This window comes from Cupriavidus taiwanensis (assembly GCF_900250075.1).
Lineage (GTDB): Bacteria > Pseudomonadota > Gammaproteobacteria > Burkholderiales > Burkholderiaceae > Cupriavidus > Cupriavidus taiwanensis_C.
In genome coordinates this window covers 820936-846314 of the sequence record NZ_LT977070.1, presented here as the reverse complement: position 1 = coordinate 846314, position 25379 = coordinate 820936, and the positions used below count along the sequence as shown (strand labels likewise).

Genomic DNA, 25379 nt, shown 5'->3' with positions numbered 1-25379 from the left:
GCCAGCGCCGCTGCGCCCGTGCCGGCTCCTTGCGCCCCTTCCATGAAGAAAGCCCTCGTCATCGCCCCCAACTGGATCGGCGACGCCCTGATGGCGCAGCCGCTGTTCGCGCTGCTCAAGGCGCGCCATCCGCGCCTGGTCATCGATGCCCTCGCGCCCAAGTGGGTCGCGCCGGTGCTCGCGCGCATGCCGGAAATCGGCCGCGTGTTCCCGTCGGACCTCGCGCACGGCAAGCTGCAGCTGTCGGCGCGGCTGATGTTCGCGCAGCAGCTGAAGAACGAAGGCTATGACCTCGCCTACGTGCTGCCGAACTCGCTCAAGTCGGCGCTGATCCCGTGGCTGGCCGGCATTCCGCTACGCATCGGCTACCGCGGCGAAGCGCGCTTCGGCATGCTCAACGTGCGCCACGCCAATCCGCCGCGCGACCACCGCCCGCCGATGGTGGAGCACTACGCGCGCCTGGCGCTCAAGCCCGGGGCGCGCCTGCCCGAGAACCTGAGCGAGCCGCGCCTGCGCGTGGACCCGGCGCGCGTGGCCGCCACCGCCGAGCGCTTCGGCCTGGCGCCGCACACGCGCGTGATCGCGTTCTGCCCGGGCGCCGAGTTCGGCCCGGCCAAGCGCTGGCCCGCCGCCCATTTCGCCAAACTGGCGCAGATGCTGCGGCGCTCGTATCCGTACGCGCAGATGATCGCGCTGGGCTCGGCCAAGGATGCCGAGATCGCCGCCGAAATCACCAGCGAGGCGCCGTTCGTGCGCAACCTGTGCGGCCAGACCTCGCTCGACGACGCGGTCGACCTGCTGGCGCTGTCCGAAGCCGCGGTCTGCAACGATTCGGGCCTGATGCACGTGACCGCGGCGCTGGGCCGGCCCCAGGTGGCGGTGTACGGCTCGAGCGATCCGCGCCACACGCCGCCGCTGTCACAGGCAGCGAGTATCATGTGGCTGCAGCTGGAGTGCAGTCCGTGCTTCAAGCGCGAGTGCCCGCTGGGCCACCTGCGCTGCCTGAAAGAGATCGAACCGGAAATGGTGTTCGTCGAGCTGCGCAAGCTGCTGCACCGGCCCTGACCTCCCCGCCCTAGCCACGTCCATTGCCAACATGCCTCGCTTTGCCCGCCTGTTCGATTCCGCCGAAGACATCGTCGACGCTTTCCGCGAAGCGCTGAAGCTGCGCGACGCCGAAGGCGCGCTGCGCCTGTGGCTGGACGAAGACTCGATCACCTGCGTGCTGCCCGACGGCCAGCGCCTGATCGGCCATGAACAGCTGCGCCAGGCGTTCTCCCAACTGCTGGAAGAACAACCGGTGCTGGTCGACGCCATCGAGACCAGCAGCCATGCGTCGATGGCCGTGTCGATCTTCGACGTGACCGAGGCGCTGCGCTTCGGCAGCGACCGCGTCGAGGCCGACCTGTACGTGCACACCACCTACGTGCTGATGCAGAACCACGAAGGCTGGCGCCTGGCCCACATCCACTGCAGCCCGGCCAACGCGGTGCAGGTTGCCGCGGTGGCCGCCACGCCTGGCCAGGCGCTGCACTGAACCCGCGGCCGCGCAGCGGCCTGCTGCAACACAAGCCGGCATGACGCAGCTTCCGCACCACCGACTGCCCTACGCGGTCCAGGCAGATCCCGCCAGCGCGCATGGCTATGGCGATGGCACACCGATGCCCTGGTGGCTGCGCGGCGGCCACGCGCAGACCATCATCCCTGCGCGTTTCACGCGCCGGCCGCCGCGCGTGGGCTTTCGCCGCGAACGCTGGGCCACGCCCGACCAGGACTTCATCGACCTCGACTGGACCACACATGCGGTGCAGGCGGACACGCCGCTGGTGGTGATGTTCCACGGCCTCGAGGGCGACTCCGGCAGCCACTACGCGCAGGCGCTGATGCATGCGCTGTCGCTGCGCGGCTGGCAGGGCGTGATCCCGCATTTCCGCGGCTGTTCCGGCGAGCTCAACCTGGCGCCGCGCTTCTACCACTCCGGCGATTCGGCCGAAATCCGCTGGGTGCTGGAGCGCATGCGCCAGCACCACTGCGCCGGCGGCCGCAAGCTGCTGGTGGTGGGCATCTCGCTGGGCGGCAACGCCTTGCTGCGCATGCTGGGCGAAGACGGCAGCGCCGCCGGCCACGTGCATGCGGCCGCGGCGATTTCCGCGCCGCTGGACCTGGCCGCCGGCGGCGCCGCGCTGTCGGCCGGCTTCAACCTGGTCTACACGCGCATGTTCCTGCAGACGCTCAAGCGCAAGTCGCTGGCCAAGCTGGAGCAGTTCCCGGGCCTGTTCGACCGCGACGCCATGCTGGCCAGCCGCGACCTGTACGCCTTCGACAATGTCGTCACCGCGCCGCTGCACGGCTTTGCCGATACCGACGACTACTGGCGCCGCGCCGCCAGCAAACCCGTGCTGCGCGAGATCGCCGTGCCCACGCTGGTGCTCAACGCGCGCAACGATCCCTTCCTGCCCGCGCGGCACCTGCCCGGCCCGGCCGACGCCAGCCCGCAGGTGTGGCTGGAACAGCCCGAGCACGGCGGCCATGTCGGCTTCATGACCCCGCCCGCGGACTGGCGCCGCCACCTGCCGCTGCGGGCCGACGGACGCTTCGGCGGTCATATCGAATGGCTGCCGGCACGGATCCTGAGATTTTTCGACAGCATGATGTAAGGCGGGCACCGGTCCCGACAGCCCGCCAGGGAGACCGAGATGGACGACATCGTCAGGCAGGCCATGGCACGCTGGCCCAACGTGCCCAATGCCTACGGCTGGCTCACGCTGGACCGCCGCGGGCAGTGGCGCCTGCGCAATGAATATGCGCAGCAGCACGGGCTTTCGGGCGACCCGATCCGCCATGAAGCGCTGATCGGCTTTATCGAGCGCAACTACCAGTGCGACGAACGCGGCTGCTGGTACTTCCAGAACGGGCCGCAGCGGGTGTTCGTGACGCTGGGCTATGCGCCGTGGATCGTGCGGCTGCACCAGGGCGCGCTGCAGACCACCACGGGGCAGGCCTTCACGCTGCAGGCCTGCTTTGCCGACGAGCACGGCAACGTGGTGCTGGCAGGCACCGTCGCCGGCATGGCGCCGGGCACCGCGCCGGCGTTGCAGGCGGCGCTGCTGCACGACCACGACCTGGAGCAGTTCAGCGGCGCCAGCACCTGGCATGGCGAAGCCTGCGGCGCCGACCTGGGCGTGTTCCACCACGATGGCCGCGACCTGGCAATCGAGCCGATCGCCGAGAGCGAGGTGCCGAAGCGCTTCGGGTTCGTGCGTCAGCCGGCGGCGCCGGCCGGCTGAGCCGCCCGCATCAGTTAGGCATGCCCTTGTTGTCCTGCTTGTCCTCGCGGTACTGGCGCTCCAGCTGGTGCAGGCGCGCATCGACCTCCGACAGCGTATAGAAATCGCCGTCGCCGGCCTTGCGCGCGATCTGCAACTGTTCGATGGCGGCCTGGTAGGCGCCATCCATCGCATATTTCTCGGCCAGTGCCTGATGTTGCTGCAGCCGCTTGCCCTGGCCGGCGTACGCGCGCGCCAGCATCTCCCACCATTCGCTGCGGCCGGTCTCCTGGCGCGTGCGTTCGCGCAGGAAGCGCACCGCTTCGTCATGGCGGCCGGAGCCGATCAGGGTCTCGGCGTAGGCCACCGCCACCGCATGCGACAGCGGGAAGGCCTTCATCGAAGCGCTGGCCTGCGACAGTGCCTCGGGCACGCGGCCCTGCGCGCGCGCCAGTTCCACCGCCATCACGTCGAGCATCGGGCTGCCGGAGCTGGCGCCGGGGATGTTGCCGTACAGGCGCCGGGCTTCGGCAAGTTCCTGTTCGGCCGCCGGATAGCGGCGCAGGCGCTGCTCGACCAACGCCAGCGCGTAGTGCACCGCCGGCGCGCGCAGTGCGGATGCACCCGCCAGTTGCGTGCGCAGCGCCGCGCGCAGGTTCTGCAGCTCGCTCGGCGACGCTTCCTGGATCACGCGGGCGCGCATGCGCGCGAATTCGTACTCGGGTGTGTTGGGCACCTTGCGCTGGCTGGCATGGCTGACGCGGTCCTGCATGTCGGCGATGCGCTCGGAGGTCAGCGGGTGGGTGCGCACATAGGACGGCACCGAATTCTCGGCGGTGCCCGCGGCGCGCTGCAGCCGCATGAAGAAATCGGGCATGCCCTGCGGATCGAACCCCGCCGCGGTCAGGATCTGGAAGCCGACCCGGTCGGCCTCGCGCTCCGCGCCGCGCGAGAACGACAGCTGGTTGGCAATGGCAGCGCCCTGCCCGCCCATGGCCAGCGCCGCGGCCGCGTCCGGGCTGCGCGTCGCGGCCAGCCCGGCAAGCACCATCGACGCCAGCGCAATCCACATCGACTGGTCCTGCTGGGTGATGCCGCGCGCGATATGCCGCTGCATCACGTGACCGATTTCATGGCCCAGCACCGAGGCCAGCTCGGACTCGGTATCGGACTGCACCAGCAGCCCGGTGTGCACGCCGATATAGCCGCCCGGCAGCGCAAAGGCGTTGATGCTGCGGTCGCGCACGGCGAACAGGTCGAAGCCGGTAGCAAAGGTGCCGGCGCCGGTCGAGCCGGAGATGTTCTGGCGCCGCGCCGCCTGCACCAGCCGGTAGCCGAGCGCATTCAGGTAGTCGGACAGCAGCGGATCGGGCACGTACAGCGGATCGCGCCGGATATCGCGCATGATGCGGTCGCCCAGGCGTTTTTCCATGTCGGGCGACAGCGACGCGGTGGACGGATCGCCGAGGTCCGGCAGCTGCACGCCGCCGGCCTCCACCACCGCATTGTTGGTGCGCAGGCCGAACTCGGACTTCTGGCCCGCCTTGACGCTGCGGTTCAGGTTGTCGTAGACCTGGTCCGCCGCCTCGGCCGAGGTGGCCGGCGCCGGCGCACGGGGCGCAGCCACCGGCGTCGCTGGCGCCGCTGCCGGGCGCGGCGTACCCTGTGGCCAGGCCGGTGCCGCCAACGTCAGCGCCAGCAGCGCCGCCAGCGGCCGCCGCCATGGCGCCCAGGCGCCGCCGGCGCGGCGGCGGCGGCCGGCTTCGCGATGTGACGCGGAACCGGCAGGAACGGCATCCGCCACGGCGCCACGGCCAGATGCGGCAGACCTGCGAAGCGATGGGTGTTTTGGCATGTTGCTATGATAGCGGCCTCCCGTGGCCGTTCCCATCGGACACGTCGGTCGGACCTTTCGGGGCGACACTGGCGGCACCGGCGGCCCCATGCATGCAGTTCGCCCGAAGCTTTCGATCATGACCCAGCTCACCCATTTCGACACCGCCGGACAAGCCCACATGGTCGACGTCGGCGACAAGGCCAGCACCCATCGCGTCGCGGTGGCCACCGGCACCATCACCATGCAGCCCGCCACCTTCGCCCTGGTGCGCGACGGCAGCGCCAAGAAAGGGGACGTGATCGGCATCGCCCGCGTGGCGGCGATCATGGCCACCAAGCGCACCGCCGACCTGATCCCGCTATGCCACCCGATCGGCCTGACCAAGGTGGCGGTCGAGTTCGCGCTGGACGAGGCCACCGCCACCGTCGCCTGCACCGTGCGCACCGAGACCCGCGGCCAGACCGGCGTGGAGATGGAGGCACTGACCGGCGTGCAGGTCGCGCTGCTGACGATCTATGACATGTGCAAGGCGGTGGATCGCGGCATGGTGATCGGCAACGTGAAGCTGCTGGAAAAGCATGGCGGCAAGTCCGGGGATTGGGTGGCGGCAGGTTGATCGCGATCCTCGCGACACAGCCTACGTGACGTGCGCAGTACGCCGGGCCACGGCGGACGTTGCCTCGTCTTACGCCATATTCCTTCCCTGGTAATAAAGGTAACGCCGCATTTCCACACGCGCCGTCCCCACCATCCGCGCGCGACAATTTGGTATTCAATATGATTGCGGGCCGCCAGGGATTGCGGCCGGCTGACCCTGTCCGCGACGCGCGCGGGGATGAGGTGGACACCATGAACGGGCGCATGCTCTGCCAGATCGCCCTGGCACTCGCGGCCACGGCCGCCAGCGGCGCCGCCCTTGCCGGGCGGGCCGATCTCCACGATGCCGCCTGGCATGGCGGCGATCTCCGCGACGGCATGGTGAAGACGCGCACCAGCGTAGGCGTGGGCATCTATCTCGGCCCCGGCGCGTTCTACGGCGGTTATCCCTACGGCTACCCCGCGCCGTACTACTACCCGCCCGCCGTGGTCGCGGTGCCCGCGGCGCCGCCAGAATACATCGAGCAAGGCCCGCACGGCCCGGTGCCCGCCCCCGGCCCGGACGGCGTCATGCCGCAGCAGGGCTGGTGGTACCACTGCACCCAGCCGGAAGGCTACTACCCTTACGTCGCATCCTGCCCGGGCGGCTGGCAACGCGTGCCGGCACAGCCGCCCGCCAATTCCTGACACGGGGTGACACCATGCATGCCCTGACCCGCGCCACGCTGGCCGTGGCCACCCTCGCCCTCGGCGCCTGCGCCGTGCTGCCCTCCGGACCCAGCGTGATGGCACTGCCCGGCACCGGCAAGAACTTCGACCAGTTCCGCGCCGACGACTACAACTGCCGGCAGTTCGCCTTGGGGCGCGTCGGCGGCGTGTCTTCGGCCCAGGCGGCCAACAATGCCGCGCTCGGCAGCGCCGTGGTCGGCACCGCGCTGGGCGCTGCTGCGGGGGCGGCCTTCGACGGGGGATCGGGCGCGGCGGTGGGCGCGGGCCTCGGCCTGCTCACGGGTGCCGCGGTCGGCGCCGGCAATGCGCAATACGCCGGCTATGGCACGCAGCAGCAGTACGACGCCGCCTACGTGCAGTGCATGTACGCCAGCGGCAATCGCGTGCCCGTGCCGGGGCGCGTGGCCGCCGTCCCGGCGCCGGCCCCGCGCTACTACTATCCGCCGCCCCCGCCGCCGGTCTACTACAGCCCGTACCCGTACTACTAGGTCAGTCCCGGCCCAGTTCCGCAAGCCGCCGCGAGCGGTCGAGCACCCAGCCGCAGAACGCCTGCGGGCGCTGGTCCGCCTTGACGCCGCGGCACGCCTGCGCGATCGTCGCGTACTGCGCGGCCTCGTCGCCAAGGTAGTACCAGCGCAGGCGCTCCATCCACTGCCGGCCTTGCGCGGCATCGCCCGTCAGCGCCAGCAGCCATGCCGTGCGCGCGATCATGGTGGGGGTCGGCAGCAGGTGCACCGCCGCGACATGCGCAGGCAACAGTGACGCGGCATTCTCCGGCGTGATCGCGGCCTGCCCCGCCGCATCGGCCTGCGCATGCTGGCGGAACCAGAAACGCGGCATCGGCAGCGCCTGGCGGCCTTCATTGCTGGCATACTCGCGCGCTTCTGCGCGGCGATAGTCCTGCCACATGGTGCCCAGCACCACCGCGGCCACCGCGACAAACGCCAGCGCCAGCCCCCGCGCCACCGGCAACGGCACCCGCCAGCGCCCGAAGCCGGACGGCTCCAGCCACCCCAGCATGAAGCAGAACGGCAGGAAGAAATACAGGTAATGCAGCGGGTATTCCAGCATCGAATGCGCGCACAGCATCGCCAGCCAGGTCAGCACCAGCACCGTCTGCCTGCGCTCTTCCGCATCGCCATGCCACAAGCGCACCCGCACCACCCGCCACAGCCATGCCAGCAGGATCACGCCCACGCCGGCGGTGCCAACGATCCCGGTCTTCGCCAGCAGATCGAGAATCGCGTTGTGGGCGTGCAGGGACATCTCGACCTTCACACCAACCTGATCGAGCTGCTGGAATTGCGCCCAGCCGAACTCGCCCCAGCCGACGCCGAACCACGGATGGGCGCGGAACATGGCGATGGCATGCGCCCACAGCGCGCCCCGTGCTGAAATCTGGTCTTCGGCTTCGAGCTGCGCGACGGTGTCGAACAGGCGCCAGTCGAAGGCCTGCCCGGCCGCCTTGATCGTGGGTTGCAATATCAAAAGCATCGCCCCCATGGCAACCGCGGCGACGACCAGCCCGACCGGGCGCTGCATCGGATCCGCTCCGCGTCGCTCGCCCCGCGCCAGCCATGCCGCAATCAACGCGTAGCACGCGGCAAGGCCCACATGCAGCACGCCGGTACGCGAGCCGGACAGCACAATACCGCTTTCCAGCAAGGCCACCGCGGCCAGCCACATCGGGAAACGCAAGCGGCCGCGCGAGGCCAGCCACACTGACGCGACCAGTGCCAGGCCGTGTACGGTGGCCTGGTGGTTGGGCTGGTTCAGGTTGCCCCAGAGGCGGCGGTTGGTGTCGTAGAAGTAGGTGGAGACGAGGCCGAAGGAGCGGGGTTCGAGGTGGAAGAGCTGGACCCATTGGGTGACGGTCCCGAGCAGGCCGGCGATCAACGCCGCAATCGCAAGGGCGTCCGCAGAATCCGACGTGCTGCCTTGGGTGCGGCGGTACCACCATGCAGCAGATGCCACAGTGGCGCCGAGCAGCAACGTGAGGACAGTCATCAGGCGACTGCCGGAAACGTCGGCGTGGCCATGGATCGCAAAGATCAGGCTGACGACAACAAGCCAGAGAAATAGCAGCGAGATGAGCGGCAGCGATGCGAAAGCAACGTCAGTCGAGGTCCCCAGCCGGCGAATCGCTTGAACCACGACGGCAGCAACCGCGACCATGCCGCACAGCGCGGCCGCCCATTCGCCATAGAACGTGGCAAGCGGCAGCGTGTGCCGGGAGACCAGCAGCGGGATGACGATTGCTGCGACGAGAACAGCCGACGAGAAGTTTGGCCGGGAAGGCGGCATTGCGGCGCCTGGGTTGGGAAAAGGCGCATGATAGCTTGGGCGCCAGGCAAAGAAAAAGCGCCCAAAGGCGCTTTTTCATTCGTTCGCAGGACGATTAGGTACGGCAGCTAACCGGTGAGACGTTACCCGGGAGAGTCGCAGCTGCTGCGGGCGCCGGGCCAGGAGCGGGCAGAGTAGAGGCCGCCTTTGCCGCCGAAAAGCACTCCCAATCCACAGAGCCGCCAGCCGGCGGAGTACCTGCTACCAGCGCAGCGCCGCCGGAAGACGGCACCAGTACGAGTGTACCGTTGCCCGCACGGGCAGCATAAGTAATGGTAACTTGACCGTTCGCCGCAATTGCAATGCCCGTAACGTTTTGCGTGGCGGCAGGAGCAGCCCAACCGTTTGCAAGTGCGACACCGTTCGCGGCATTCTCGGTAACAGAAGTCTTTGCTGAATCAGCCAGCGTCAAACCTTCGGTAACGCGAGCGCGAATCACGTAGTCTTGGTAAGCGGGAATCGCAATCGCCGCCAAGATACCAATGATCGCCACCACGATCATCAGTTCGATCAGCGTAAAGCCCTTCTGGACGCGGCGGCCCAGCTTCTTCAGTTGTTGTACCCGTTGCATGATTTGACCCCTCGAAGAGATTTTGGTTAAGCGTTGCACGTCTTCGGTTTCGTGACGCGGGGACGATTGAGCAGCAAGTGTGCCAGGCGCATCCCCCATCGGTAGGGGGTGAAAAACGACAAATTTCGTCACCCGTCGGGGTGATGCTTGCCGGTTGCGCCAAAAATTGTCACCCGGGACCGCTACCACAGGCAAGCGCGACAAAAAGTGCGATCACTCACATGAGTTAGTGGGCATGGGCACCGACACACCTGGCGCAGCCCCCAATGAAAAAGGGCGGCCAGCTGGCCGCCCCTTCGCACATGCGCTGATTGCCGTCAGGCCGCCTGTGCCGACCGGCGGCTCAGCAGCTTGCCGATGATCACGACAAGGATCGCGCCGGCGGCGCCGAAGACCAGGTGGGCGTGCGGCACGTGGATTTCGAACCAGGCGGCGTCGACCGGGTCGCTGACCAGCATTTCGCCGGCAAGGTACCCCAGCAGCGCGGCGCCCAGCACGATGATGACGGGGAAGCGCTCCATCACCTTGAGCAGGATGGTGCTGCCGAACACGATCAGCGGGATCGACAGCCCCAGGCCGACGATCAGCAGCAGCAGCTGGCTGCCTTCCGGGCCCTTTTGCGCGGCGGCGGCCACGGCGACCACGTTGTCCAGCGACATCACCAGGTCGGCGATCAGGATGGTGCGGATCGCGGCCCAGATATTGTCCTTGGCGTCATGGCCGTCTTCGTCGTCCTCGCCGGTCAGCAGCTGCACGCCGATATAGACCAGCAGCACGGCGCCGATGATCTTCAGGTACGGCAGGCTCAGCAGCTTGACCGCGGCCACGGTCAGCACCACACGCATGATGATGGCGGCGGCGCTGCCCCAGAAGATGGCCTTCTTCTGCTGGGCCGGCGGCAGGTTGCGCGAGGCGAGCGCGATCACCACCGCGTTGTCGCCGGACAGGACGATATTGGTCAGGATGATCGATCCCAACGCAATCCAGAAAGTGGTGGAAGACAGCAGTTCCACGGGGAGGCTCCTCGAGTTCTATGTGATGGCGCGCCTCGTCATCTGACGGGATTTCGGATGTCTGAAGGCGCAGACATGACTGTTTACCCGACCAACCTTTCGATTAGATTTCAATCTTGTAATGTTCGGGGCCATCAAGGCGCCTGAATCACGTCCGCGGAAAAGACAATGCCCCCGCCGAAGCGGGGGCATTGAGGGAACGGTCGATCCCGCTGTCGCGGGAAAGTCGGCCAGGCTTACAGCATTGCCTTCAGCAGGCGGCCCATTTCCGACGGGTTCTTGGTCACCTTGATACCGCAGGCTTCCATGATTTCCAGCTTGGCCTGGGCGGTGTCGGCACCGCCCGAGATCAGCGCGCCGGCGTGGCCCATGCGCTTGCCCGGAGGCGCGGTCACGCCAGCGATGAAGCCGACCACCGGCTTCTTCATGTTGTCCTTGATCCAGTTGGCCGCATTGGCTTCGTCCGGACCGCCGATCTCACCGATCATGACCACGGCGTCCGTTTCCGGATCGTCGTTGAACATCTGCATCACGTCGATGTGCTTCAGGCCGTTGATGGGGTCGCCACCGATGCCGACAGCCGACGACTGGCCCAGGCCCAGCGCGGTCAGCTGGCCCACGGCTTCGTACGTCAGCGTGCCCGAGCGCGACACCACGCCGATGCGGCCCTTCTTGTGGATGTGGCCCGGCATGATGCCGATCTTGATTTCGTCCGGCGTGATCAGGCCCGGGCAATTCGGCCCCAGCAGCAGGGTCTTCTTGTTCTCGCGGCGCATGCGGTCCTTGACTTCCATCATGTCGCGCACGGGGATGCCTTCGGTGATGCAGACCACCAGGTCCAGGTCGGCGTCAACGGCTTCCCAGATCGCGGCGGCGGCGCCTGCGGGCGGCACGTAGATGACCGAAACGGTGGCGCCGGTCTGGGCCTTGGCGTCCTTGACGCTGGCGTAGATGGGAATGCCTTCGAAGTCTTCGCCGGCCTTCTTCGGGTTCACGCCGGCGACGAACGCGTTCTTGCCGTTGGCGTAGTCACGGCAGCCACGGGTGTGGAACTGGCCGGTCTTGCCGGTGATGCCCTGGGTGATGACTTTGGTGTCTTTGTTGATCAGAATGCTCATTTGCTTTTCCTTTCCGTCGTCCCCGCGTACGCGGGGACCCAGTGTCTTTTAGGCGGTTAGGCCTGCGTACAAGTCGTTCCAGTAAGGATTTGCGCCTTCAATTAGTTCAATCTTCCAAGCCCGGTTCCACTTCTTGATCTGCTTTTCCCGCGTGATTGCTGCTTCCAGCGATTCGTGCGATTCATACCAGACCAATTGCTTCACCCCATATTGCTTGGTGAACCCCTCGACAAACCCCTCCTTGTGCTGCCATACCCGTCTCAACAGGTCTGACGTGACGCCCACGTAAAGCGTGCCATTTCTTTGGCTTGCCAACATGTAGACGTAGGATTGTTGGGTCATCGAGTCTAAGACGCTGGGTCCCCGCTTGCGCGGGGACGACGATCTCCTTACCTTCGAGCGTTATTACTTGCCGGCGGCGGCAGCCACGACCTTCTGGGCGGCTTCTTCCATCGTGTCGGCCGAGATGATCGGCAGGCCCGAGTCAGCCAGCATCTTGCGGCCCAGCTCTTCGTTGGTGCCCTTCATGCGCACGACCAGCGGCACGTTCAGCGACACGGCCTTCGAGGCCGAGATCACGCCTTCGGCGATCACGTCGCAACGCATGATGCCGCCGAAGATGTTGACCAGGATGGCCTGCACGTTCTTGTTGCTCAGCATCAGCTTGAAGGCTTCGGTCACCTTCTCGGTGGTGGCGCCGCCGCCCACGTCGAGGAAGTTGGCCGGCTCGCCGCCGAACAGCTTGATGGTGTCCATGGTGGCCATGGCCAGGCCGGCGCCATTCACCAGGCAGCCGATGTTGCCGTCCAGCGAGATATAGGCCAGGTCGAACTTCGAGGCTTCGATTTCGTTGGCGTCCTCTTCATCCAGGTCGCGGTAGGCGACGATTTCCGGATGACGGAACAGCGCGTTCGAGTCGAAGTTGAACTTGGCGTCGAGCGCGATCACCTTGCCGTCGCCGGTCAGGATCAGCGGGTTGATTTCGGCCAGCGAAGCGTCGGTTTCGTAGAACGCCTTGTACAGGCCTTGCAGGGCCTGGCGGGCTTGCGCCACGCTCGCGTCGGGCACGCCGATCTTGCGGGCGATGTCGTCGGCGTCGGCGTCGGTCAGGCCGGTCGACGGCTCGACGATCAGGGTGTGGATCTTTTCCGGGCTGTGGGCAGCGACTTCCTCGATGTCCATGCCGCCTTCGCTCGATGCCATCAGGGCGATCTTCTGCGACACGCGGTCCACCACCAGCGAAACGTACAGTTCCTTCTTGATGTCGGCGCCTTCTTCGATCAGCAGGCGGTTGACCTTCTTGCCTTCCGGACCGGTCTGGTGCGTGACCAGCTGCATGCCCAGGATGTTGGACGCGTAGGTCTTGACCTCGTCCATGCTCTTGGCAACCTTGACGCCGCCGCCCTTGCCGCGGCCACCCGCGTGGATCTGCGCCTTGACAACCCACACCGGGCCGCCGAGTTGTTCTGCGGCCTTCAGGGCCTCGTCAACCGAGAACGCGGGGATGCCGCGCGGAACCGGCACATTGTATTTGCGCAGGATTTCCTTGCCTTGATACTCATGGATATTCATGCGTGTTTCCTTTCGGGTAGGCGTAAAAGGTAGAAGGGAAGAATCTGAAAGAAGACGAACTCTCTCGTCGGGCTGGCCGATCCTGAGAATCAGCCGGAGGTGCCGGTCGGCCGGTCGGCCGGGACAGCGTCGTTGCCGTCGATTGCGTGACCACCGCGGTCGCCATTGGCCGCGGCCTGCTGCGCCTGAGGCGCGGATGCGACGGCAGGCGCGGCCTCGGCCCTTGCCTTGGGCGTCGGCTGGTGACCATACCAGCGCGGGTAAAACTGACGAACCACCTCGCCGTCGAAACGCAGGGCGTGGCAGCCGTTCAACTGATAGGGCGGCTCCGGATTCGGATCGTCCTCGCCGTTGTCGCGGATACTGATGACCTCGCCGGCAAAGGCCTGGATCGCGGTGCTCGGCAGCACCCCGGCGGCTTCGGTCAGGTGCGAGCAGCCGTGCATGCCGCCCAGGCGCTCGCGCACCGCCTTGCGAAAGCCCTTGCGCAGGTTCAGCCCGATCAGCTTGCGGTAAGCCGGGCCGATCGTGTCGCAATGGGACGGGTACGGCACCCAGTCCGAGCAGGCCTCGGCATCCAGCACCGTCATTTCCTCGTCGATCGTGATACGCAGCCACAGGTCGTGCAGCGGCTGGCCTTGCGGGCGGATGCGGTCGCCGGCCAGTTCGATGTCGCGAGGCTTGGTGTCGGTCAGGCGCACCTCGATGTCCCACAGGCCGTCCTCTCTCTGGTACGCCTCGGCCGCAATGGCACGGCGGTGGCGCAGGGAGCGGTTGACGGGCTGGGACAGAGGCATGGCCAGGCTGGGAATACGGAAGATACGGAAGCTACGGAGAATCCGGGGGGCTGGGGCACCGTGATGCCGCGGTGCCGACGCGGCACCGAATAACCCGGGGAGTTTAACATGCCATGCCGCGTTGGCCGGGAACATCCTTGTGCGGCGACTGTCGCGCCCGGATTGTCGGCCGACCATGGCGCCGCGGCAGGGCCGGCGGCCTTGCCGCAATGCACCAGCAGGCACCGGCTCGCGGCCCCGACAAGAACGGGGGGCCGGCATGGCGCGATGACGCAACGCAGCGAAATACACATGACGACAGCGCAGGTACTTCCCGAGGCTGCCTCGTCACTCGGCTCAGTCCGCGTCGCCGTAGTCCTCGTCCGCGCCCTGGATGATCTTGCCGACCACCGCGCGCGAAAAGCCGCGTGCCACCATGAAGCGGATCTGCTTGGCGCGCGCCTCGGGCGTGTCGGGCGGCGTACCGAAGCGCTTGCGCCAGACCTCGCGCGCGCGCTCGACCTCGGTGGCGCGCAGACGCTCCTGCAATTCGCCCAGCTGCTCGCTGCCGAGCTTGTGGGTCTTGGCTTCCTGCATCACGCGCGCGGTACCGTAGCGGGCGCCGCGGCGATGCACCAGGCTGTCGGCAAAGCGCTGGTTCGACAGCCAGTTCTCGCGCTCCAGCGCGTCCAGCAGTTGTTCCAGCTGCTCGGGCGACTCGGCATGCGGCGCCAGCTTGCGCGCGAGCTCGGCGCGGCTGTGCTCGCGGCGCGACAGGTAGCCGACGGCGCGCGCCTTCAGCGACAGCGGGGGACGGGTTGCCATGGGTGACCAGGATCAGCGGTTAACAGAAAGAACGGGCGCCGCGGGCCAAGCAAAAAGGCCGGGGCATCGGCGATGCCCCGGCCTTCCGGATGGCGCAGCGACCGCCGGCCGCGGTCAGTCTTCGACCGTTGCCGCGGCGGCTGCAGCGGTGGGGTTCATGGCCACCACGCCCAGTGCCGCGCGCACCTTGTTTTCGATTTCGGCGGCAATGTCGGGGTTCTCGCGCAGGTATTCGCGGGCGTTGTCCTTGCCCTGGCCGATCTTGTCGCCGTTGTAGCTGTACCAGGCGCCGGACTTTTCGACGATCTTGGCATCCACGCCCAGGTCGATGATCTCGCCCTGGCGCGAGATGCCCTGGCCGTAGAGGATGTCGAAGAAGGCCTCGCGGAACGGCGGCGATACCTTGTTCTTGACCACCTTGACCTTGGTCTCGTTACCGATCACGTCGTCGCCCTTCTTGATCGAGCCGATGCGGCGGATGTCCAGGCGCACCGAGGCGTAGAACTTCAGCGCATTGCCGCCGGTGGTGGTTTCGGGCGAGCCGAACATCACGCCGATCTTCATGCGGATCTGGTTGATGAAGATCACCAGGCAGTTGGTGCGCTTGATGGTGCCGGTCAGCTTGCGCAGCGCCTGGCTCATCAGGCGGGCCTGCAGGCCGGGCAGCGAATCGCCCATTTCGCCTTCGATTTCGGCCTTGGGCACCAGTGCGGCAACCGAGTCGATGATGATCAGGTCGATCGAGCCCGAGCGCACCAGCGCGTCGGTGATTTCCAGGGCCTGCTCGCCGGTGTCGGGCTGCGAGATCAGCAGGTCGCCGACATTGACGCCGAGCTTGGAGGCGTAGTTGACGTCCAGCGCGTGCTCGGCGTCGATAAAGGCGCAGGTGCCGCCCAGCTTCTGCATTTCGGCCACGACCTGCAGCGTCAGCGTGGTCTTGCCCGAGGATTCCGGCCCGTAGATCTCGACCACGCGGCCGCGCGGCAGGCCACCGACGCCAAGTGCGATGTCCAGGCCGAGCGAACCGGTGGAAACCACCTGGATGTCCTTTTCGACCTCGCCGTCGCCCAGGCGCATGATCGAGCCCTTGCCGAACTGCTTCTCGATCTGGGAGAGCGCGGCGGCAAGCGCCTTCTGCTTCTCGGCGCTCACGCCGGCACCTGCCTTCTTGTCGTCCATGGTCGTCCTTGAATCAAATGGTGTATAAATAGGCCGCATGTGGCGCGGCACCGGCATTTGCCGGCATCAGCGCCGGCCCGGCTGTCTGCGCGGCTGCACTCCAGGGGGTCTCCCCGGGCGGCCCCAGCGGAACGTGCGGGTACTGTATAAAAAAACAGTATGCTTGGCAAGCCCCTTCGCGCCCCCGTGCCCGTTGCGCACCGGTGCCGGCTATGCCGGCCAGGGTGGAGACAACCATGCGCATTCTGATCGCCGAAGACGACGACGTGCTGGCCGACGGCCTGACACGCTCGCTACGCCACTCTGGCTACGCCGTCGACCATGTCGCCAATGGCCTGGAAGCCGATTCGGCCCTGTCGACCCAGACCTTCGACCTGCTGATCCTCGACCTGGGCCTGCCGCGCATGTCCGGGCTGGAGGTGCTCAAGCGGCTGCGCGCGCGCGGCGCGATGCTGCCGGTGCTGATCCTGACCGCCGCCGACAGCGTCGACGAGCGCGTCAAGGGCCTGGACCTCGGCGCCGACGACTACATGGCCAAGCCCTTCGCCCTGTCCGAACTGGAAGCGCGCGTGCGCGCGCTGGTTCGGCGCGGCGCCGGCGGCGGCGCCACGCTGATGCGCCACGGGCCGCTGGCCTACGACCAGGTCGGGCGCATCGCCTACCTCAACGACCAGATGCTGGAGCTGTCCGCGCGCGAGATCGGCCTGCTGGAGATCCTGCTGACGCGCAGCGGCCGCCTGGTGTCGAAGGAACAGCTGGTGGACCACCTGTGCGAATGGGGCGAGGAAGTCAGCAACAACGCCATCGAGGTCTATGTGCACCGCCTGCGCAAGAAGATCGAGGTCGGCGGCATCCGCATCGCCACCGTGCGCGGGCTGGGCTACTGCCTGGAAAAATTCCAGCCGGCGGTGGCCGCGCCGCACTGATTCCATCACCGCAGGCCGCGTGACCGACCTGAGCGCAATCTCGCCCACATGAGCCTGCTGCGACTGCCCTGGCGGCGCGTGCCGCGCGCCGCGCCCCCTCCTCCTGCCACGGACGCCACCGACCAGGACCTGGCCGACGCGCTGCCGCACCTGGAGGAAAGCACCGCCCATCCCGCGCCGCGCTCGCTGTTCGGCGAGATCCTGGACTGGATGCTGGCGCCGCTGCTGCTGCTCTGGCCGATGAGCATCGCGGTGACCTACCTAGTGGCCAAGTCGATTGCCAACGGTCCCTTCGACCGCGCGCTCGAAGCCAGCGCCATCGTGCTGTCGCAGCAGGTGCGCGAGGTCAATGGCCGGGTCACGCTGCAGCTGCCGTTGTCGGCGCGCGAGATCCTGCGTGCCGACGAGACCGACAACATCTACTACCAGGTGGTCGGCAAGCGCGGCGAGTACATCGCCGGCGACCAGGACCTGCCGCTGCCTTCCGAGGAAGACCAGGGCCACGCCGGGCTGGTGTCGCTGCGCGATGACCGCGTCGCCGGCAACGACGTGCGCGTGGCCTACACCTATATCGAGCTGAAGCAGGTCAGCGGCACCCAGCCGGTGCTGGTGCAGGTGGCCGAAACCCTGGACAAGCGCGCGCGGCTGGCCAACGAGATCATCAAGGGCGTGATCCTGCCGCAGTTCGTGATCCTGCCGCTGGCGGTGGTGCTGGTGTGGTTCGGGCTGTCGCGCGGACTGGCGCCGCTGACCGCGATCCAGCAGCGCATCCGCGCGCGCAATCCGGGCGATACCAGTCCCATCGACGAACGCGCCGCGCCGCAGGAGATCACGCCGCTGGTGGGCTCGTTCAACGACCTGCTGGCGAGGCTGGACCAGTCGGTGCAGACCCAGAAGCGCTTTATCGCCGATGCCGCGCACCAGATGAAGACGCCGCTGGCGGGCCTGCGCATGCAGGCCGAGCTGGCGCAGCGCGAGCAGTCGCCGGAAGAACTGCGGCGCTCGCTGGCGCAGATCGCGGGCAGCTCGGAACGCACCGCGCACCTGGTCACGCAGCTGCTGTCGCTGGCGCGCATGGAAAACCTGGCCGGCACCGGCGGCATGGCCGCGCTGGACCTGGCAGCGCTGGCGCGCGAGGTGGTCAAGGACTGGCTGCCGCAGGCATGGGCGCGCGACATCGACCTGGGCCTCGATGCCGACGACCATCCGGTGATGGTCCAGGGCAACCGCCTGATGCTGACCGAGATGCTGAACAACCTGCTCGACAACGCCATCCGCTACACGCCGCGCGGCGGCCACGCCACGGTGCGGGTCAGCGCCGACGCCTTCGAACCGTTCGCCTACCTCGACGTGGAAGACACCGGCCCGGGCATTGCGCCGTCGGAGCGCGAGCGCGTGATGGAGCGCTTCTACCGCGTGCTCGGCACCAACACCGAAGGCAGCGGCCTGGGCCTGGCGATCGTCCGCGAGATCGTGCAGCAGCACGGCGGCGACGTCCAGATCTCGGACCACGTCTACCAGCAATCGCCACGGCTGGCCGGCGCGCATTTCCGCGTGACGCTGCGCCGCCCCGAAAACTTTCCGTCCGCATGAACGACACCCCTGCCCCCGGCGGCGCCGACGCGCGCCATCGCCTTGCCTGGCATCGCAACCTGCGCTGGATCTGCGGCCTGCTCGCGGTCTGGTTCACGGTCACCTTCGTGGTGGCGTGGTTTGCACGCGACCTGCGCTTCGATTTCTTCGGCTGGCCGTTCTCGTTCTGGGTCGGCGCACAGGGCGCGCTGGTGGTCTATGTGCTGATGGCCGCGCTCTATGCCTGGCGCATGAACCATGACGATGCCGAAGCCGTCAGCGCCGAGCCGCCGCCGGCGGCAATGCCATCGCAAGGCGCCTCGCGCGGGGCGGGCGCGGATGCTGCATAGCCGCACGCCCGCAACGCGCATAACCATGCGGAGCGCATGCGCCGAGGGCCCGCAGCGCAGCATCCACAGCCCCGTGCACGCCTAGCGTATACCCCGACGTTTTTTGCTGGCGGCGCGCCGGAATCTGTCAGAACGCAGTAAGTTTCGCCACCCACAATCCTCTGCAACTCTGGGCATAGCGGCCAGCCGCGCGGCGCTTTCCGCGCGCCACGCCCGCCCCGGGATCCATTCCAGACGGAGGAGACAAATGGCAAACGTGCAAAACGTTGCGGTGCCCGGAGGGGGCGCGCAGAACGCACCGATGACTGCCGAAGAGCGCAAGGTGATCTTTGCCTCGTCGCTGGGCACGGTGTTCGAGTGGTACGACTTTTACCTGTATGGCTCGCTGGCGGCGATCATCGCCAAGCAGTTCTTTGCCGGGCTGGATCCGACCTCGGCCTTCATCTTCGCGCTGCTCGCGTTTGCCGCCGGCTTTATCGTGCGGCCGTTCGGCGCGCTGGTGTTCGGCCGGCTCGGCGACATGATCGGGCGCAAGTACACCTTCCTGGTGACGATCCTGATCATGGGCGTGTCGACCTTCATCGTCGGCCTGCTGCCCGGCTACGCCACCATCGGCTGGGCCGCGCCGATCATCCTGATCGCGCTGCGCATGCTGCAGGGCCTGGCGCTCGGCGGCGAGTACGGCGGCGCCGCCACCTACGTGGCCGAACACGCCCCGCACGGCAAGCGCGGTGCGTACACCTCGTGGATCCAGACCACCGCCACGCTCGGCCTGTTCCTGTCGCTGATCGTGATCTTGCTGTGCCGCGAGGCGACCGGTCCGAACTTCGAGGTCTGGGGCTGGCGCGTCCCGTTCCTGCTGTCGATCCTGCTGCTGGGCGTGTCCGTCTATATCCGGCTGTCGATGAACGAATCGCCGGCGTTCCAGCGCATGAAGGCCGAGGGCAAGACCTCCAAGGCACCGCTGACCGAATCGTTCGGCCAGTGGCGCAACCTGAAGATCGTGATCCTGGCGCTGCTGGGCCTGACCGCCGGCCAGGCCGTGGTCTGGTACACCGGCCAGTTCTACGCACTGTTCTTCCTGACCCAGGTGCTCAAGGTCGATGCCAAGACGGCCAACCTGCTGATCGCCGGCGCACTGGTGATCGGCACGCCGTTCTTCATCTTCTTCGGCGCGCTGTCGGACAAGATCGGCCGCAAGTGGATCATCATGGCGGGCTGCGCGCTGGCCGTGCTGACCTACTTCCCGCTGTTCAAGGCCCTGACCCACTACGCCAACCCGGCGCTGGAGCGCGCCCAGCAAAGCGCCCAGATCGTGGTGACGGCGGATCCGAAGCAGTGCTCGTTCCAGGGCAGCCCGATCGCCCGCGAGATCGACTTCCGCAGCTCGTGCGACATCGTCAAGCGCACCCTGGCGCAGGCTTCGGCCAGCTATGAAGTGGTCGAGGCACCGGCCGGCACCGTGGCCAGCGTCAAGATCGGCGACAAGGAGATCAAGGCCTTCGATGCCAAGCTGGTGAACGGCCACAGCTTCGACGACGCCAGCAAGCAGCAGATCGCGGCGTTCAAGAAGGAGGTGGGCAGCTCGATGGCCGCGGCCGGTTACCCGACCAAGGCTGACCCGGCGCAGATGAACACGATCATGGTGCTGGTGATCCTGGTCATCCTGGTGATCTACGTCACCATGGTGTACGGCCCGATCGCCGCCATGCTGGTGGAGCTGTTCCCGACCCGCATCCGCTACACCTCGATGTCGCTGCCCTACCATATCGGCAACGGCTGGTTCGGCGGCCTGCTGCCCACCATCTCGTTCGCGCTGGTGGCCCAGAACGGCAACATCTACTACGGCCTCTGGTACCCGATCATCATCGCCGCACTCACCTTCGTGGTCGGCGCGCTGTTTATCCGCGAGACCAAGGACGTGAACATCTACGCCAACGACTGAGCGGTCGTGCGGCATTAAGCAGAACGGCAGGCCCACGGGCCTGCCGTTTTTTTATGCACGGAAGCCCCGTGCAAAATCTTCGCCGGAAGGTGTTGACAGCCGAGAAAGCCCAGGTATAATCTCAGTCTTCGTTGGCGAATTAGCTCAGTCGGTTAGAGCGACGGAATCATAATCCGCAGGTCCGGGGTTCGAGTCCCTGATTCGCCACCATCTATTTGAAAAGCCGCGATCCCGCAAGGGTTTGCGGCTTTTTGCTTTGGTGCTCAAGGACTGGCGTTCGTGGCAACAAGATAAGGCCGCCCATGCCGGACGGCCCAGCAGGCAATCGCTTACCAGTAGCGCACGCGCCCGGTGTCGATATGCACGAACTGGTCGGACTCGTAGTAGCCGACGCCGCCGCGCTGCAATGACTTGGCGGCATCGCGCACATCGGCCAGCGACACGCCGGCGAGCCGGATGTCGATGGCCTTGCCGTCCATATGCAGGCTGTGCTTGGCCACCCCGCCGCCGCGCGAGTTGCGCAGGCGCGAATTGGTGGCCGGGCTGCGGTAGCCGGAAATGACCTGGAACGGCTTGTCGGTGCCGAGTTCGCGACGCACCTGGAACAACATGTCGAACAGTTGCGGATCGATGGTGCCGACCTTGCCGGAATAATGGTCGCGCAGGAAACCGTTAAGCGTGGTCAGCGCGTCGGGCACGAAACGGTCGCCCACGGCATAGACCAGCGACACGCGCTCGCCGGTGTGGGTGTGATCGAAAGCCAGGGTGCGGGCATCCGGCAGGCCGGCCAGCGCCTGGTTGGCGGGCAGGTTCGCGGGCAGGCTTGCCAGCGCGCGGCGCGGCGCCAGCGGCATCAGTCCGGCGGCGAGCGCCAGGGTTCCGGTGGTATGAAGAAAGCGGCGGCGTGCCTTGCGCGTCGCGTCAGTCATGGTACTTCCTCTGAATGTGCGGGGTGCGGCGCCTCAATGGATGACGCCGGAGGCGCTTGCCACAGCGCGCGGCTGGGGGCGACCGTTGCGTTGCCGCAGCGCCTTGTCCAGCAATTTGTCGTGACCGTAGATGTCAGGCAGGAAGGATACACGACCATCGGCGCGCGCGATGACCGTGCCGTAAGCCAGCACCACCGGCAACGGCTGCTGCAGGCGCACCGTGTTCGACTTGCCACGTGCCATCGCCTCGCGGATCCGGGTCTCGTTCCAGTCCGGCATATCGTGCAATACGAATTGCGCCAGCGCTACTGGGGCTTCCACGCGGATGCAGCCGTGGCTGAAGTCGCGCCGGTCGCGCTTGAACAGCTGCGGCGACGGCGTGTGGTGCAAATAGATGTTCTCGTTGTTGGGGAACACGAACTTGATGTCGCCCAGCGCGTTGAGCGGGCCGGGCCGCTGGCGGATGCGCAGGCTGCCGTTCAGCACCGCCTCCAGGTTCTCCTCGGACAAGCTGGTCACGGCCTTGCCGTCGCCGCCGACGAACTCCAGCCCCTGCCGGTTGAAATAGCCCGGATCGCGCCGCAGCCGCGGCACCGTCTCGCGCCGCGCGATCGACGGCGGGATGTTCCAGTACGGGCTGAATTCGATATAGCGCATGTCCTCCTCGAACAGCGGCGTGCGCGTGTCGAGCGCCTTGCCGACGATCACCTTCATCTCCAGCTTGATGTCGAGCTTGCCGTCGCGGATTTCATAGGCGCGCAGCATGAACTCCGGCACATTGACCACGATCATGCGCGGACCGTCCAGCGGGGTCCAGCGCAGGCGCTCCATGGTCAGTTCGATCTGCCGCACGCGCTCGGCGATGGGCAGGTTCAGCTGCGCCAGCGTGGCCGCGCCGATCACGCCGTCGGGCTGCAGCCCATGGCGCGACTGGAAGGCCTTGACGCCTTCGACCAGCGTGCCCTCGTAGCGCGGCGGCGCCTGCGTGCCGGCCGGCAGGTCGCCCAGCGCCACCAGGCGGGCGGTCAGCGCGGCGGTGCCGGCCCACGGCTGGCCCGGCGTCAGCTTGCTGGCCGGCAGCGGCGGCAGCGGCTGCTGCCACACCGGCTGCCGGCCGATGTCGCGGTAACGGGCCAGGGCCTGGCGCAGCGTACCGTACAGCGGGAACGTCGGCGCCGCCTGGCGGATGGCATCGGGCAGGCGGTGCTGGGCAACGGCATCGCGCAGCCAGGTGGCGGCATCGAAAGGCCGTTCGGCCGGCGGCGCGAAATTGGCATGGACCGCGCGCGGGTTGATGCGGCCGCCGTGCAGGTCGGACAGCATCCGTTCCATGGCGGCGCTCAGCGCCGCATCGAGCCGGGCCGCGGCATCGGGGGGCAGCGCCGGGCCGTGGGTGGCCTGGGTCACGGCCTGGCGCAGGGCTTCGGCATCGTAGTCGCGCGGATCGAGGCCATCGGCGGCCACGGCGGCCAGCGCGTCCACCGCCTGGCGTGCCTCCGGCACTGGCCGGCCCTGCACGAACCACATCGGCTCGTTGGCGAAGGCGGGAGCGGCGAGCCACGTGGCGCAGGCAATGGCGACGGCGCCGAGGCGGCGCACGGCAGCATTCAGGATCTGGGGCATCGGGCGGATAGCTCGGATTCGTCACAGATGCCAACAGTCTACCCGCGATAGCGGATGGGCGCGGCAAGGCGTGGCAGAAGGCGCATGCCGCGGGCAAACCCGCCAGGTAACGTTCACCACACCAGTTGGTGCCGGCGCGCGTAGTCCACCATCTCGACCAGCGAGCCCACGTGCAGCTTGGCCATGATGTTGGCCTTGTGCGTGCTGACGGTCTTGCTGCTGATCAGCAGCTGCGCGGCGATCGACTTGTTGGAATGTCCGCGCGCCAGGTATTGCAGGATGGTGATCTCGCGGTTGCTCAGGCGCGGCAGGCCCGCCTGTTGCTGCTCGCCGAGCTGGCGCACCGTCTCCAGCGTCTGCAGCGGAAACACCAGATAGCCGCTCAGCACGCCGCGCACGGCCTGCATCACTTCCTCGACGCCGCGCTGCTTGACCACGAAGCCGTGCGCGCCGGCGCGCAGTGCCCGTACCGGCGCCTGGGCGGTGTCGTTGCCGGACAGCACCAGCAGCGGCACGCCGGGCAGCGTGGCGACCACCCTGCGGACAAAGTCGATGCCGGGATTGCCGAAGCGTTCGACGTCGACCAGCACCAGGCCGGGCCGGTGCTCGCGGGCGAGGCGGTAGCCCTCGCGGACTCCATCCGTTTCCAGGACCTCGTCGGTGTCAAACTCGGCGGCGAGTTCGGCGCATAACAAGGTGCGGAACCTCGAGGGTTCGTCGACGATCAGCGTTGGGGGCAATTCAGGGCTCCTTAACAACTGGCGGGGAATTGGCCAGGGAACTGGCTATGCCAAGATTAAGGGCCCTGAGGAACCTTGATGCGCCGAATCCTCACTGCGCGGACGCAGCAGATTCTGCACAAGAGTCAGGCTTTTCCTTCGATGACGCGGCTGGCGTCAAGTGGCTGCAGCGCCGGCCATTCCGACCCGCTCATTCCGTCCCGGCCGGCAGGAAACGCGGCGCGGGCGCGGAGCGCGGCACCTCGCGCTCGCCCTGCTGATAGAGACGATACGTGCCCCGTGCCTGGTTGTGCGGATGGCGTGCGGCCTCGTCAAGCGTCAGCACGCGCGCGAAGCACACGTCGGTGCCGCCCAGCACGGACTCCCAATGCGTGCTGGGCCTGGCGGCAATCGCCGCGGCGATGCGTGCCTTGACCGCCGGCCACTGGGCGCGGTCGTACTGCGCGGCCGGGTCGATATCGGTCAGTTCCAGTCGCTCGAGCAGTTCGCGGTAGAACTGTGGCTCGAGCGCGCCGAGGGTGATGGCACGCCCGTCCGCGCACGGGAACACATCATAGAACGGCGAGTCATGGAACGGACTCGGTTGCGGGCCGCCCAGCGTGCCGGCCGCGCGCGACACCTGCACCAGCGAGCCGAGCATGGCAACGATGTCGGTGATGGCGGCATCGACCACGCAGCCCTCGCCGCTGGCGCGCGCGCTGAGGATGGCGCTGGTGATGCCGAACGCCAGCCCGAGCGCGCCGGTGGCATCGCCCATCACGGTCGGCGGCACCATGGGCAGGCTGCCTTCGCGCGCGGCCATCGACAGCAGGCCGGTCAGCGCGATGTAGTTGAGGTCATGTCCGGCGCTCTGCGACAGCGGGCCGCTCTGGCCCCAGCCGGTCATGCGGCCGTAGACCAGGCGCGGATTGCGCGCATGGCAGGCCTTGGGGCCCAGCCCCAGGCGCTCCATCGCGCCGGGACGCAGGCCCTCGATCAGCGCGTCGGCGCCGGCGACCAGGTCGAGTGCGGCGGCCACGTCCGCGGGCGCCTTCAGGTTCAGCTGCACCACGCGCTTGCCGTGCTCCAGCTCCATCTCGGCGGGAACCGACTGGCCGCGCAGGATGCGGCGCGCGTCGGGAGCCACCGGGCGGGTCACCAGCGTAACCTCGGCGCCGAGGCCGGCCAGCATGGCGCCGCACAGCGGGCCGGGGCCGATGCCTTCGAATTCCACGACCTTGATACCGCGCAGGGGCTGCAGGTTGCCGCGCTCACTCATGATGGTTGTCTCCGGTTCGCCGCCTGCGCGCACCGTGGCGGGAGGCGGCTGGTATTGGTGGTTGGATCGTCTGCCCGTTGCCGCACGGGCGGGCCATGCAGGCCGTGGGGCTCGGGAGCATGCTACGCGCCGCCGTGTTGACGGGGCAATGGCCAAATGCATCAGCCGGAATGACGGAATAAATCAACGGACCGGCCGACCGGTTATCGC

General features: G+C 67.4%; 25 protein-coding genes and 1 tRNA gene. 12 read left to right on the top strand and 14 right to left on the bottom strand.

Annotated elements, in window-relative coordinates:
* Positions 1-42: 42 nt before the first annotated feature.
* The 4 genes from waaF to CBM2588_RS03975 are packed head-to-tail and all read left to right on the top strand — an operon-like array spanning position 43 to position 3287.
* Positions 43-1065 carry a lipopolysaccharide heptosyltransferase II gene (gene waaF / locus CBM2588_RS03990; RefSeq protein WP_115679452.1) on the top strand — a complete coding sequence of 341 codons (1023 nt, stop codon included), beginning with the start codon at positions 43-45 and terminating at the stop codon, positions 1063-1065.
* Positions 1066-1096: 31 nt separating this feature from the next.
* Positions 1097-1537: a YybH family protein gene (locus tag CBM2588_RS03985; RefSeq protein ID WP_012351840.1), complete on the top strand. Its 441-nt coding sequence runs from the start codon at positions 1097-1099 to the stop codon at positions 1535-1537.
* 40 nt (positions 1538-1577) lie between these two features.
* Entirely contained in the window at positions 1578-2657 is a 1080-nt protein-coding gene (locus CBM2588_RS03980; protein ID WP_115679451.1) for a YheT family hydrolase, read from the top strand.
* Between the two features lie 39 nt (positions 2658-2696).
* The gene (locus CBM2588_RS03975; RefSeq protein WP_115679450.1) at positions 2697-3287 is read left to right on the top strand and encodes a DUF2946 family protein; all 591 of its coding nucleotides are present in this window, start codon (positions 2697-2699) and stop codon (positions 3285-3287) included.
* Positions 3288-3297: 10 nt separating this feature from the next.
* On the opposite strand, the gene CBM2588_RS03970 is transcribed toward CBM2588_RS03975, so the two are convergent.
* A complete protein-coding gene (locus tag CBM2588_RS03970) occupies positions 3298-5121 on the bottom strand; it encodes a beta-barrel assembly-enhancing protease (protein WP_115679449.1) in 1824 nt (607 codons plus the stop codon).
* Positions 5122-5239: 118 nt separating this feature from the next.
* Between CBM2588_RS03970 and moaC the strand changes: the two genes are divergently transcribed.
* The 3 genes from moaC (at position 5240) to CBM2588_RS03955 (ending at position 6917) form a co-directional block, all read left to right on the top strand.
* Positions 5240-5719 (top strand): cyclic pyranopterin monophosphate synthase MoaC, encoded by a 480-nt coding sequence (moaC, locus tag CBM2588_RS03965; protein ID WP_035816150.1) that lies wholly within the window; start codon positions 5240-5242, stop codon positions 5717-5719.
* Positions 5720-5952: 233 nt separating this feature from the next.
* Positions 5953-6387 (top strand): hypothetical protein, encoded by a 435-nt coding sequence (locus CBM2588_RS03960; protein WP_115679448.1) that lies wholly within the window; start codon positions 5953-5955, stop codon positions 6385-6387.
* 14 nt (positions 6388-6401) lie between these two features.
* Positions 6402-6917 (top strand): hypothetical protein, encoded by a 516-nt coding sequence (locus CBM2588_RS03955; protein ID WP_115679447.1) that lies wholly within the window; start codon positions 6402-6404, stop codon positions 6915-6917.
* 1 nt (position 6918) lies between these two features.
* Here the strand turns inward: CBM2588_RS03955 and CBM2588_RS03950 are convergent, their stop codons facing one another.
* The 9 genes from CBM2588_RS03950 to recA form a co-directional block, all read right to left on the bottom strand.
* Positions 6919-8733 carry a PglL family O-oligosaccharyltransferase gene (locus CBM2588_RS03950; protein ID WP_115679446.1) on the bottom strand — a complete coding sequence of 605 codons (1815 nt, stop codon included), beginning with the start codon at positions 8731-8733 and terminating at the stop codon, positions 6919-6921.
* Positions 8734-8827: 94 nt separating this feature from the next.
* A complete protein-coding gene (locus CBM2588_RS03945; RefSeq protein WP_115679445.1) occupies positions 8828-9343 on the bottom strand; it encodes a pilin in 516 nt (171 codons plus the stop codon).
* A gap of 317 nt (positions 9344-9660) precedes the next feature.
* Positions 9661-10356, bottom strand: a complete 696-nt coding sequence (locus CBM2588_RS03940) for a TerC family protein (RefSeq protein WP_115679444.1) — start codon at positions 10354-10356, stop codon at positions 9661-9663.
* A gap of 236 nt (positions 10357-10592) precedes the next feature.
* Positions 10593-11474 (bottom strand): succinate--CoA ligase subunit alpha, encoded by an 882-nt coding sequence (gene sucD / locus CBM2588_RS03935; protein WP_115679443.1) that lies wholly within the window; start codon positions 11472-11474, stop codon positions 10593-10595.
* Between the two features lie 48 nt (positions 11475-11522).
* The gene (locus CBM2588_RS03930; protein ID WP_115679442.1) at positions 11523-11816 is read right to left on the bottom strand and encodes a GIY-YIG nuclease family protein; all 294 of its coding nucleotides are present in this window, start codon (positions 11814-11816) and stop codon (positions 11523-11525) included.
* Between the two features lie 63 nt (positions 11817-11879).
* Positions 11880-13046, bottom strand: coding sequence for an ADP-forming succinate--CoA ligase subunit beta (gene sucC / locus CBM2588_RS03925; protein ID WP_115679441.1), 1167 nt, complete (start codon positions 13044-13046; stop codon positions 11880-11882).
* 89 nt (positions 13047-13135) lie between these two features.
* A complete protein-coding gene (locus CBM2588_RS03920) occupies positions 13136-13843 on the bottom strand; it encodes a DUF2889 domain-containing protein (protein ID WP_115679440.1) in 708 nt (235 codons plus the stop codon).
* 336 nt (positions 13844-14179) lie between these two features.
* Positions 14180-14647, bottom strand: a complete 468-nt coding sequence (gene recX / locus CBM2588_RS03915; protein WP_115679439.1) for a recombination regulator RecX — start codon at positions 14645-14647, stop codon at positions 14180-14182.
* A gap of 114 nt (positions 14648-14761) precedes the next feature.
* Positions 14762-15826: a recombinase RecA gene (recA, locus tag CBM2588_RS03910; RefSeq protein WP_115679438.1), complete on the bottom strand. Its 1065-nt coding sequence runs from the start codon at positions 15824-15826 to the stop codon at positions 14762-14764.
* A 236-nt stretch (positions 15827-16062) separates the two neighbouring features.
* Here recA and CBM2588_RS03905 point away from each other — a divergent pair, with 236 nt between their 5' ends.
* From CBM2588_RS03905 to CBM2588_RS03885, 5 genes are all read left to right on the top strand, one after another.
* Positions 16063-16752: a response regulator gene (locus CBM2588_RS03905; RefSeq protein WP_115679437.1), complete on the top strand. Its 690-nt coding sequence runs from the start codon at positions 16063-16065 to the stop codon at positions 16750-16752.
* Between the two features lie 48 nt (positions 16753-16800).
* The gene (locus CBM2588_RS03900) at positions 16801-18345 is read left to right on the top strand and encodes a sensor histidine kinase (protein ID WP_115679436.1); all 1545 of its coding nucleotides are present in this window, start codon (positions 16801-16803) and stop codon (positions 18343-18345) included.
* On the top strand, positions 18342-18674 hold the full coding sequence (locus tag CBM2588_RS03895) for a DUF4212 domain-containing protein (protein WP_115679435.1): 333 nt from the start codon (positions 18342-18344) through the stop codon (positions 18672-18674). The genes CBM2588_RS03900 and CBM2588_RS03895 overlap by 4 nt, the downstream gene beginning before the upstream one ends.
* Before the next feature lie 247 nt (positions 18675-18921).
* Positions 18922-20619 (top strand): MFS transporter, encoded by a 1698-nt coding sequence (locus CBM2588_RS03890; protein ID WP_115679434.1) that lies wholly within the window; start codon positions 18922-18924, stop codon positions 20617-20619.
* Between the two features lie 133 nt (positions 20620-20752).
* A tRNA-Met gene (locus CBM2588_RS03885) sits at positions 20753-20829 on the top strand.
* Positions 20830-20948: 119 nt separating this feature from the next.
* Here CBM2588_RS03885 and CBM2588_RS03880 read toward each other — a convergent pair.
* The 4 genes from CBM2588_RS03880 to CBM2588_RS03865 all read right to left on the bottom strand — a co-directional run bounded on the left by CBM2588_RS03880 (position 20949) and on the right by CBM2588_RS03865 (position 25169).
* Positions 20949-21548 carry a YcbK family protein gene (locus CBM2588_RS03880; protein ID WP_115679433.1) on the bottom strand — a complete coding sequence of 200 codons (600 nt, stop codon included), beginning with the start codon at positions 21546-21548 and terminating at the stop codon, positions 20949-20951.
* Positions 21549-21581: 33 nt separating this feature from the next.
* Positions 21582-23171: a L,D-transpeptidase family protein gene (locus CBM2588_RS03875; RefSeq protein WP_115679432.1), complete on the bottom strand. Its 1590-nt coding sequence runs from the start codon at positions 23169-23171 to the stop codon at positions 21582-21584.
* Between the two features lie 113 nt (positions 23172-23284).
* Positions 23285-23911, bottom strand: a complete 627-nt coding sequence (locus CBM2588_RS03870; protein ID WP_062796919.1) for a response regulator transcription factor — start codon at positions 23909-23911, stop codon at positions 23285-23287.
* A 190-nt stretch (positions 23912-24101) separates the two neighbouring features.
* Entirely contained in the window at positions 24102-25169 is a 1068-nt protein-coding gene (locus CBM2588_RS03865; protein WP_115679431.1) for a CaiB/BaiF CoA transferase family protein, read from the bottom strand.
* Between the last annotated feature and the right edge of the window lie 210 nt (positions 25170-25379).

What these genes read in the sequence shown, in the direction of transcription:
- waaF (WP_115679452.1), top strand. Translation starts at nt 43, where the DNA reads ATGAAGAAAGCCCTCGTCATCGCCCCCAACTGGATCGGCGACGCCCTG.
- CBM2588_RS03985 (WP_012351840.1), top strand. Translation starts at nt 1,097, where the DNA reads ATGCCTCGCTTTGCCCGCCTGTTCGATTCCGCCGAAGACATCGTCGAC.
- CBM2588_RS03980 (WP_115679451.1), top strand. Translation starts at nt 1,578, where the DNA reads ATGACGCAGCTTCCGCACCACCGACTGCCCTACGCGGTCCAGGCAGAT.
- CBM2588_RS03975 (WP_115679450.1), top strand. Translation starts at nt 2,697, where the DNA reads ATGGACGACATCGTCAGGCAGGCCATGGCACGCTGGCCCAACGTGCCC.
- CBM2588_RS03970 (WP_115679449.1), bottom strand. Translation starts at nt 5,121, where the DNA reads ATGCCAAAACACCCATCGCTTCGCAGGTCTGCCGCATCTGGCCGTGGC.
- moaC (WP_035816150.1), top strand. Translation starts at nt 5,240, where the DNA reads ATGACCCAGCTCACCCATTTCGACACCGCCGGACAAGCCCACATGGTC.
- CBM2588_RS03960 (WP_115679448.1), top strand. Translation starts at nt 5,953, where the DNA reads ATGAACGGGCGCATGCTCTGCCAGATCGCCCTGGCACTCGCGGCCACG.
- CBM2588_RS03955 (WP_115679447.1), top strand. Translation starts at nt 6,402, where the DNA reads ATGCATGCCCTGACCCGCGCCACGCTGGCCGTGGCCACCCTCGCCCTC.
- CBM2588_RS03950 (WP_115679446.1), bottom strand. Translation starts at nt 8,733, where the DNA reads ATGCCGCCTTCCCGGCCAAACTTCTCGTCGGCTGTTCTCGTCGCAGCA.
- CBM2588_RS03945 (WP_115679445.1), bottom strand. Translation starts at nt 9,343, where the DNA reads ATGCAACGGGTACAACAACTGAAGAAGCTGGGCCGCCGCGTCCAGAAG.
- sucD (WP_115679443.1), bottom strand. Translation starts at nt 11,474, where the DNA reads ATGAGCATTCTGATCAACAAAGACACCAAAGTCATCACCCAGGGCATC.
- CBM2588_RS03930 (WP_115679442.1), bottom strand. Translation starts at nt 11,816, where the DNA reads ATGACCCAACAATCCTACGTCTACATGTTGGCAAGCCAAAGAAATGGC.
- sucC (WP_115679441.1), bottom strand. Translation starts at nt 13,046, where the DNA reads ATGAATATCCATGAGTATCAAGGCAAGGAAATCCTGCGCAAATACAAT.
- CBM2588_RS03920 (WP_115679440.1), bottom strand. Translation starts at nt 13,843, where the DNA reads ATGCCTCTGTCCCAGCCCGTCAACCGCTCCCTGCGCCACCGCCGTGCC.
- recX (WP_115679439.1), bottom strand. Translation starts at nt 14,647, where the DNA reads ATGGCAACCCGTCCCCCGCTGTCGCTGAAGGCGCGCGCCGTCGGCTAC.
- recA (WP_115679438.1), bottom strand. Translation starts at nt 15,826, where the DNA reads ATGGACGACAAGAAGGCAGGTGCCGGCGTGAGCGCCGAGAAGCAGAAG.
- CBM2588_RS03905 (WP_115679437.1), top strand. Translation starts at nt 16,063, where the DNA reads ATGCGCATTCTGATCGCCGAAGACGACGACGTGCTGGCCGACGGCCTG.
- CBM2588_RS03900 (WP_115679436.1), top strand. Translation starts at nt 16,801, where the DNA reads ATGAGCCTGCTGCGACTGCCCTGGCGGCGCGTGCCGCGCGCCGCGCCC.
- CBM2588_RS03895 (WP_115679435.1), top strand. Translation starts at nt 18,342, where the DNA reads ATGAACGACACCCCTGCCCCCGGCGGCGCCGACGCGCGCCATCGCCTT.
- CBM2588_RS03890 (WP_115679434.1), top strand. Translation starts at nt 18,922, where the DNA reads ATGGCAAACGTGCAAAACGTTGCGGTGCCCGGAGGGGGCGCGCAGAAC.
- CBM2588_RS03880 (WP_115679433.1), bottom strand. Translation starts at nt 21,548, where the DNA reads ATGACTGACGCGACGCGCAAGGCACGCCGCCGCTTTCTTCATACCACC.
- CBM2588_RS03875 (WP_115679432.1), bottom strand. Translation starts at nt 23,171, where the DNA reads ATGCCCCAGATCCTGAATGCTGCCGTGCGCCGCCTCGGCGCCGTCGCC.
- CBM2588_RS03865 (WP_115679431.1), bottom strand. Translation starts at nt 25,169, where the DNA reads ATGAGTGAGCGCGGCAACCTGCAGCCCCTGCGCGGTATCAAGGTCGTG.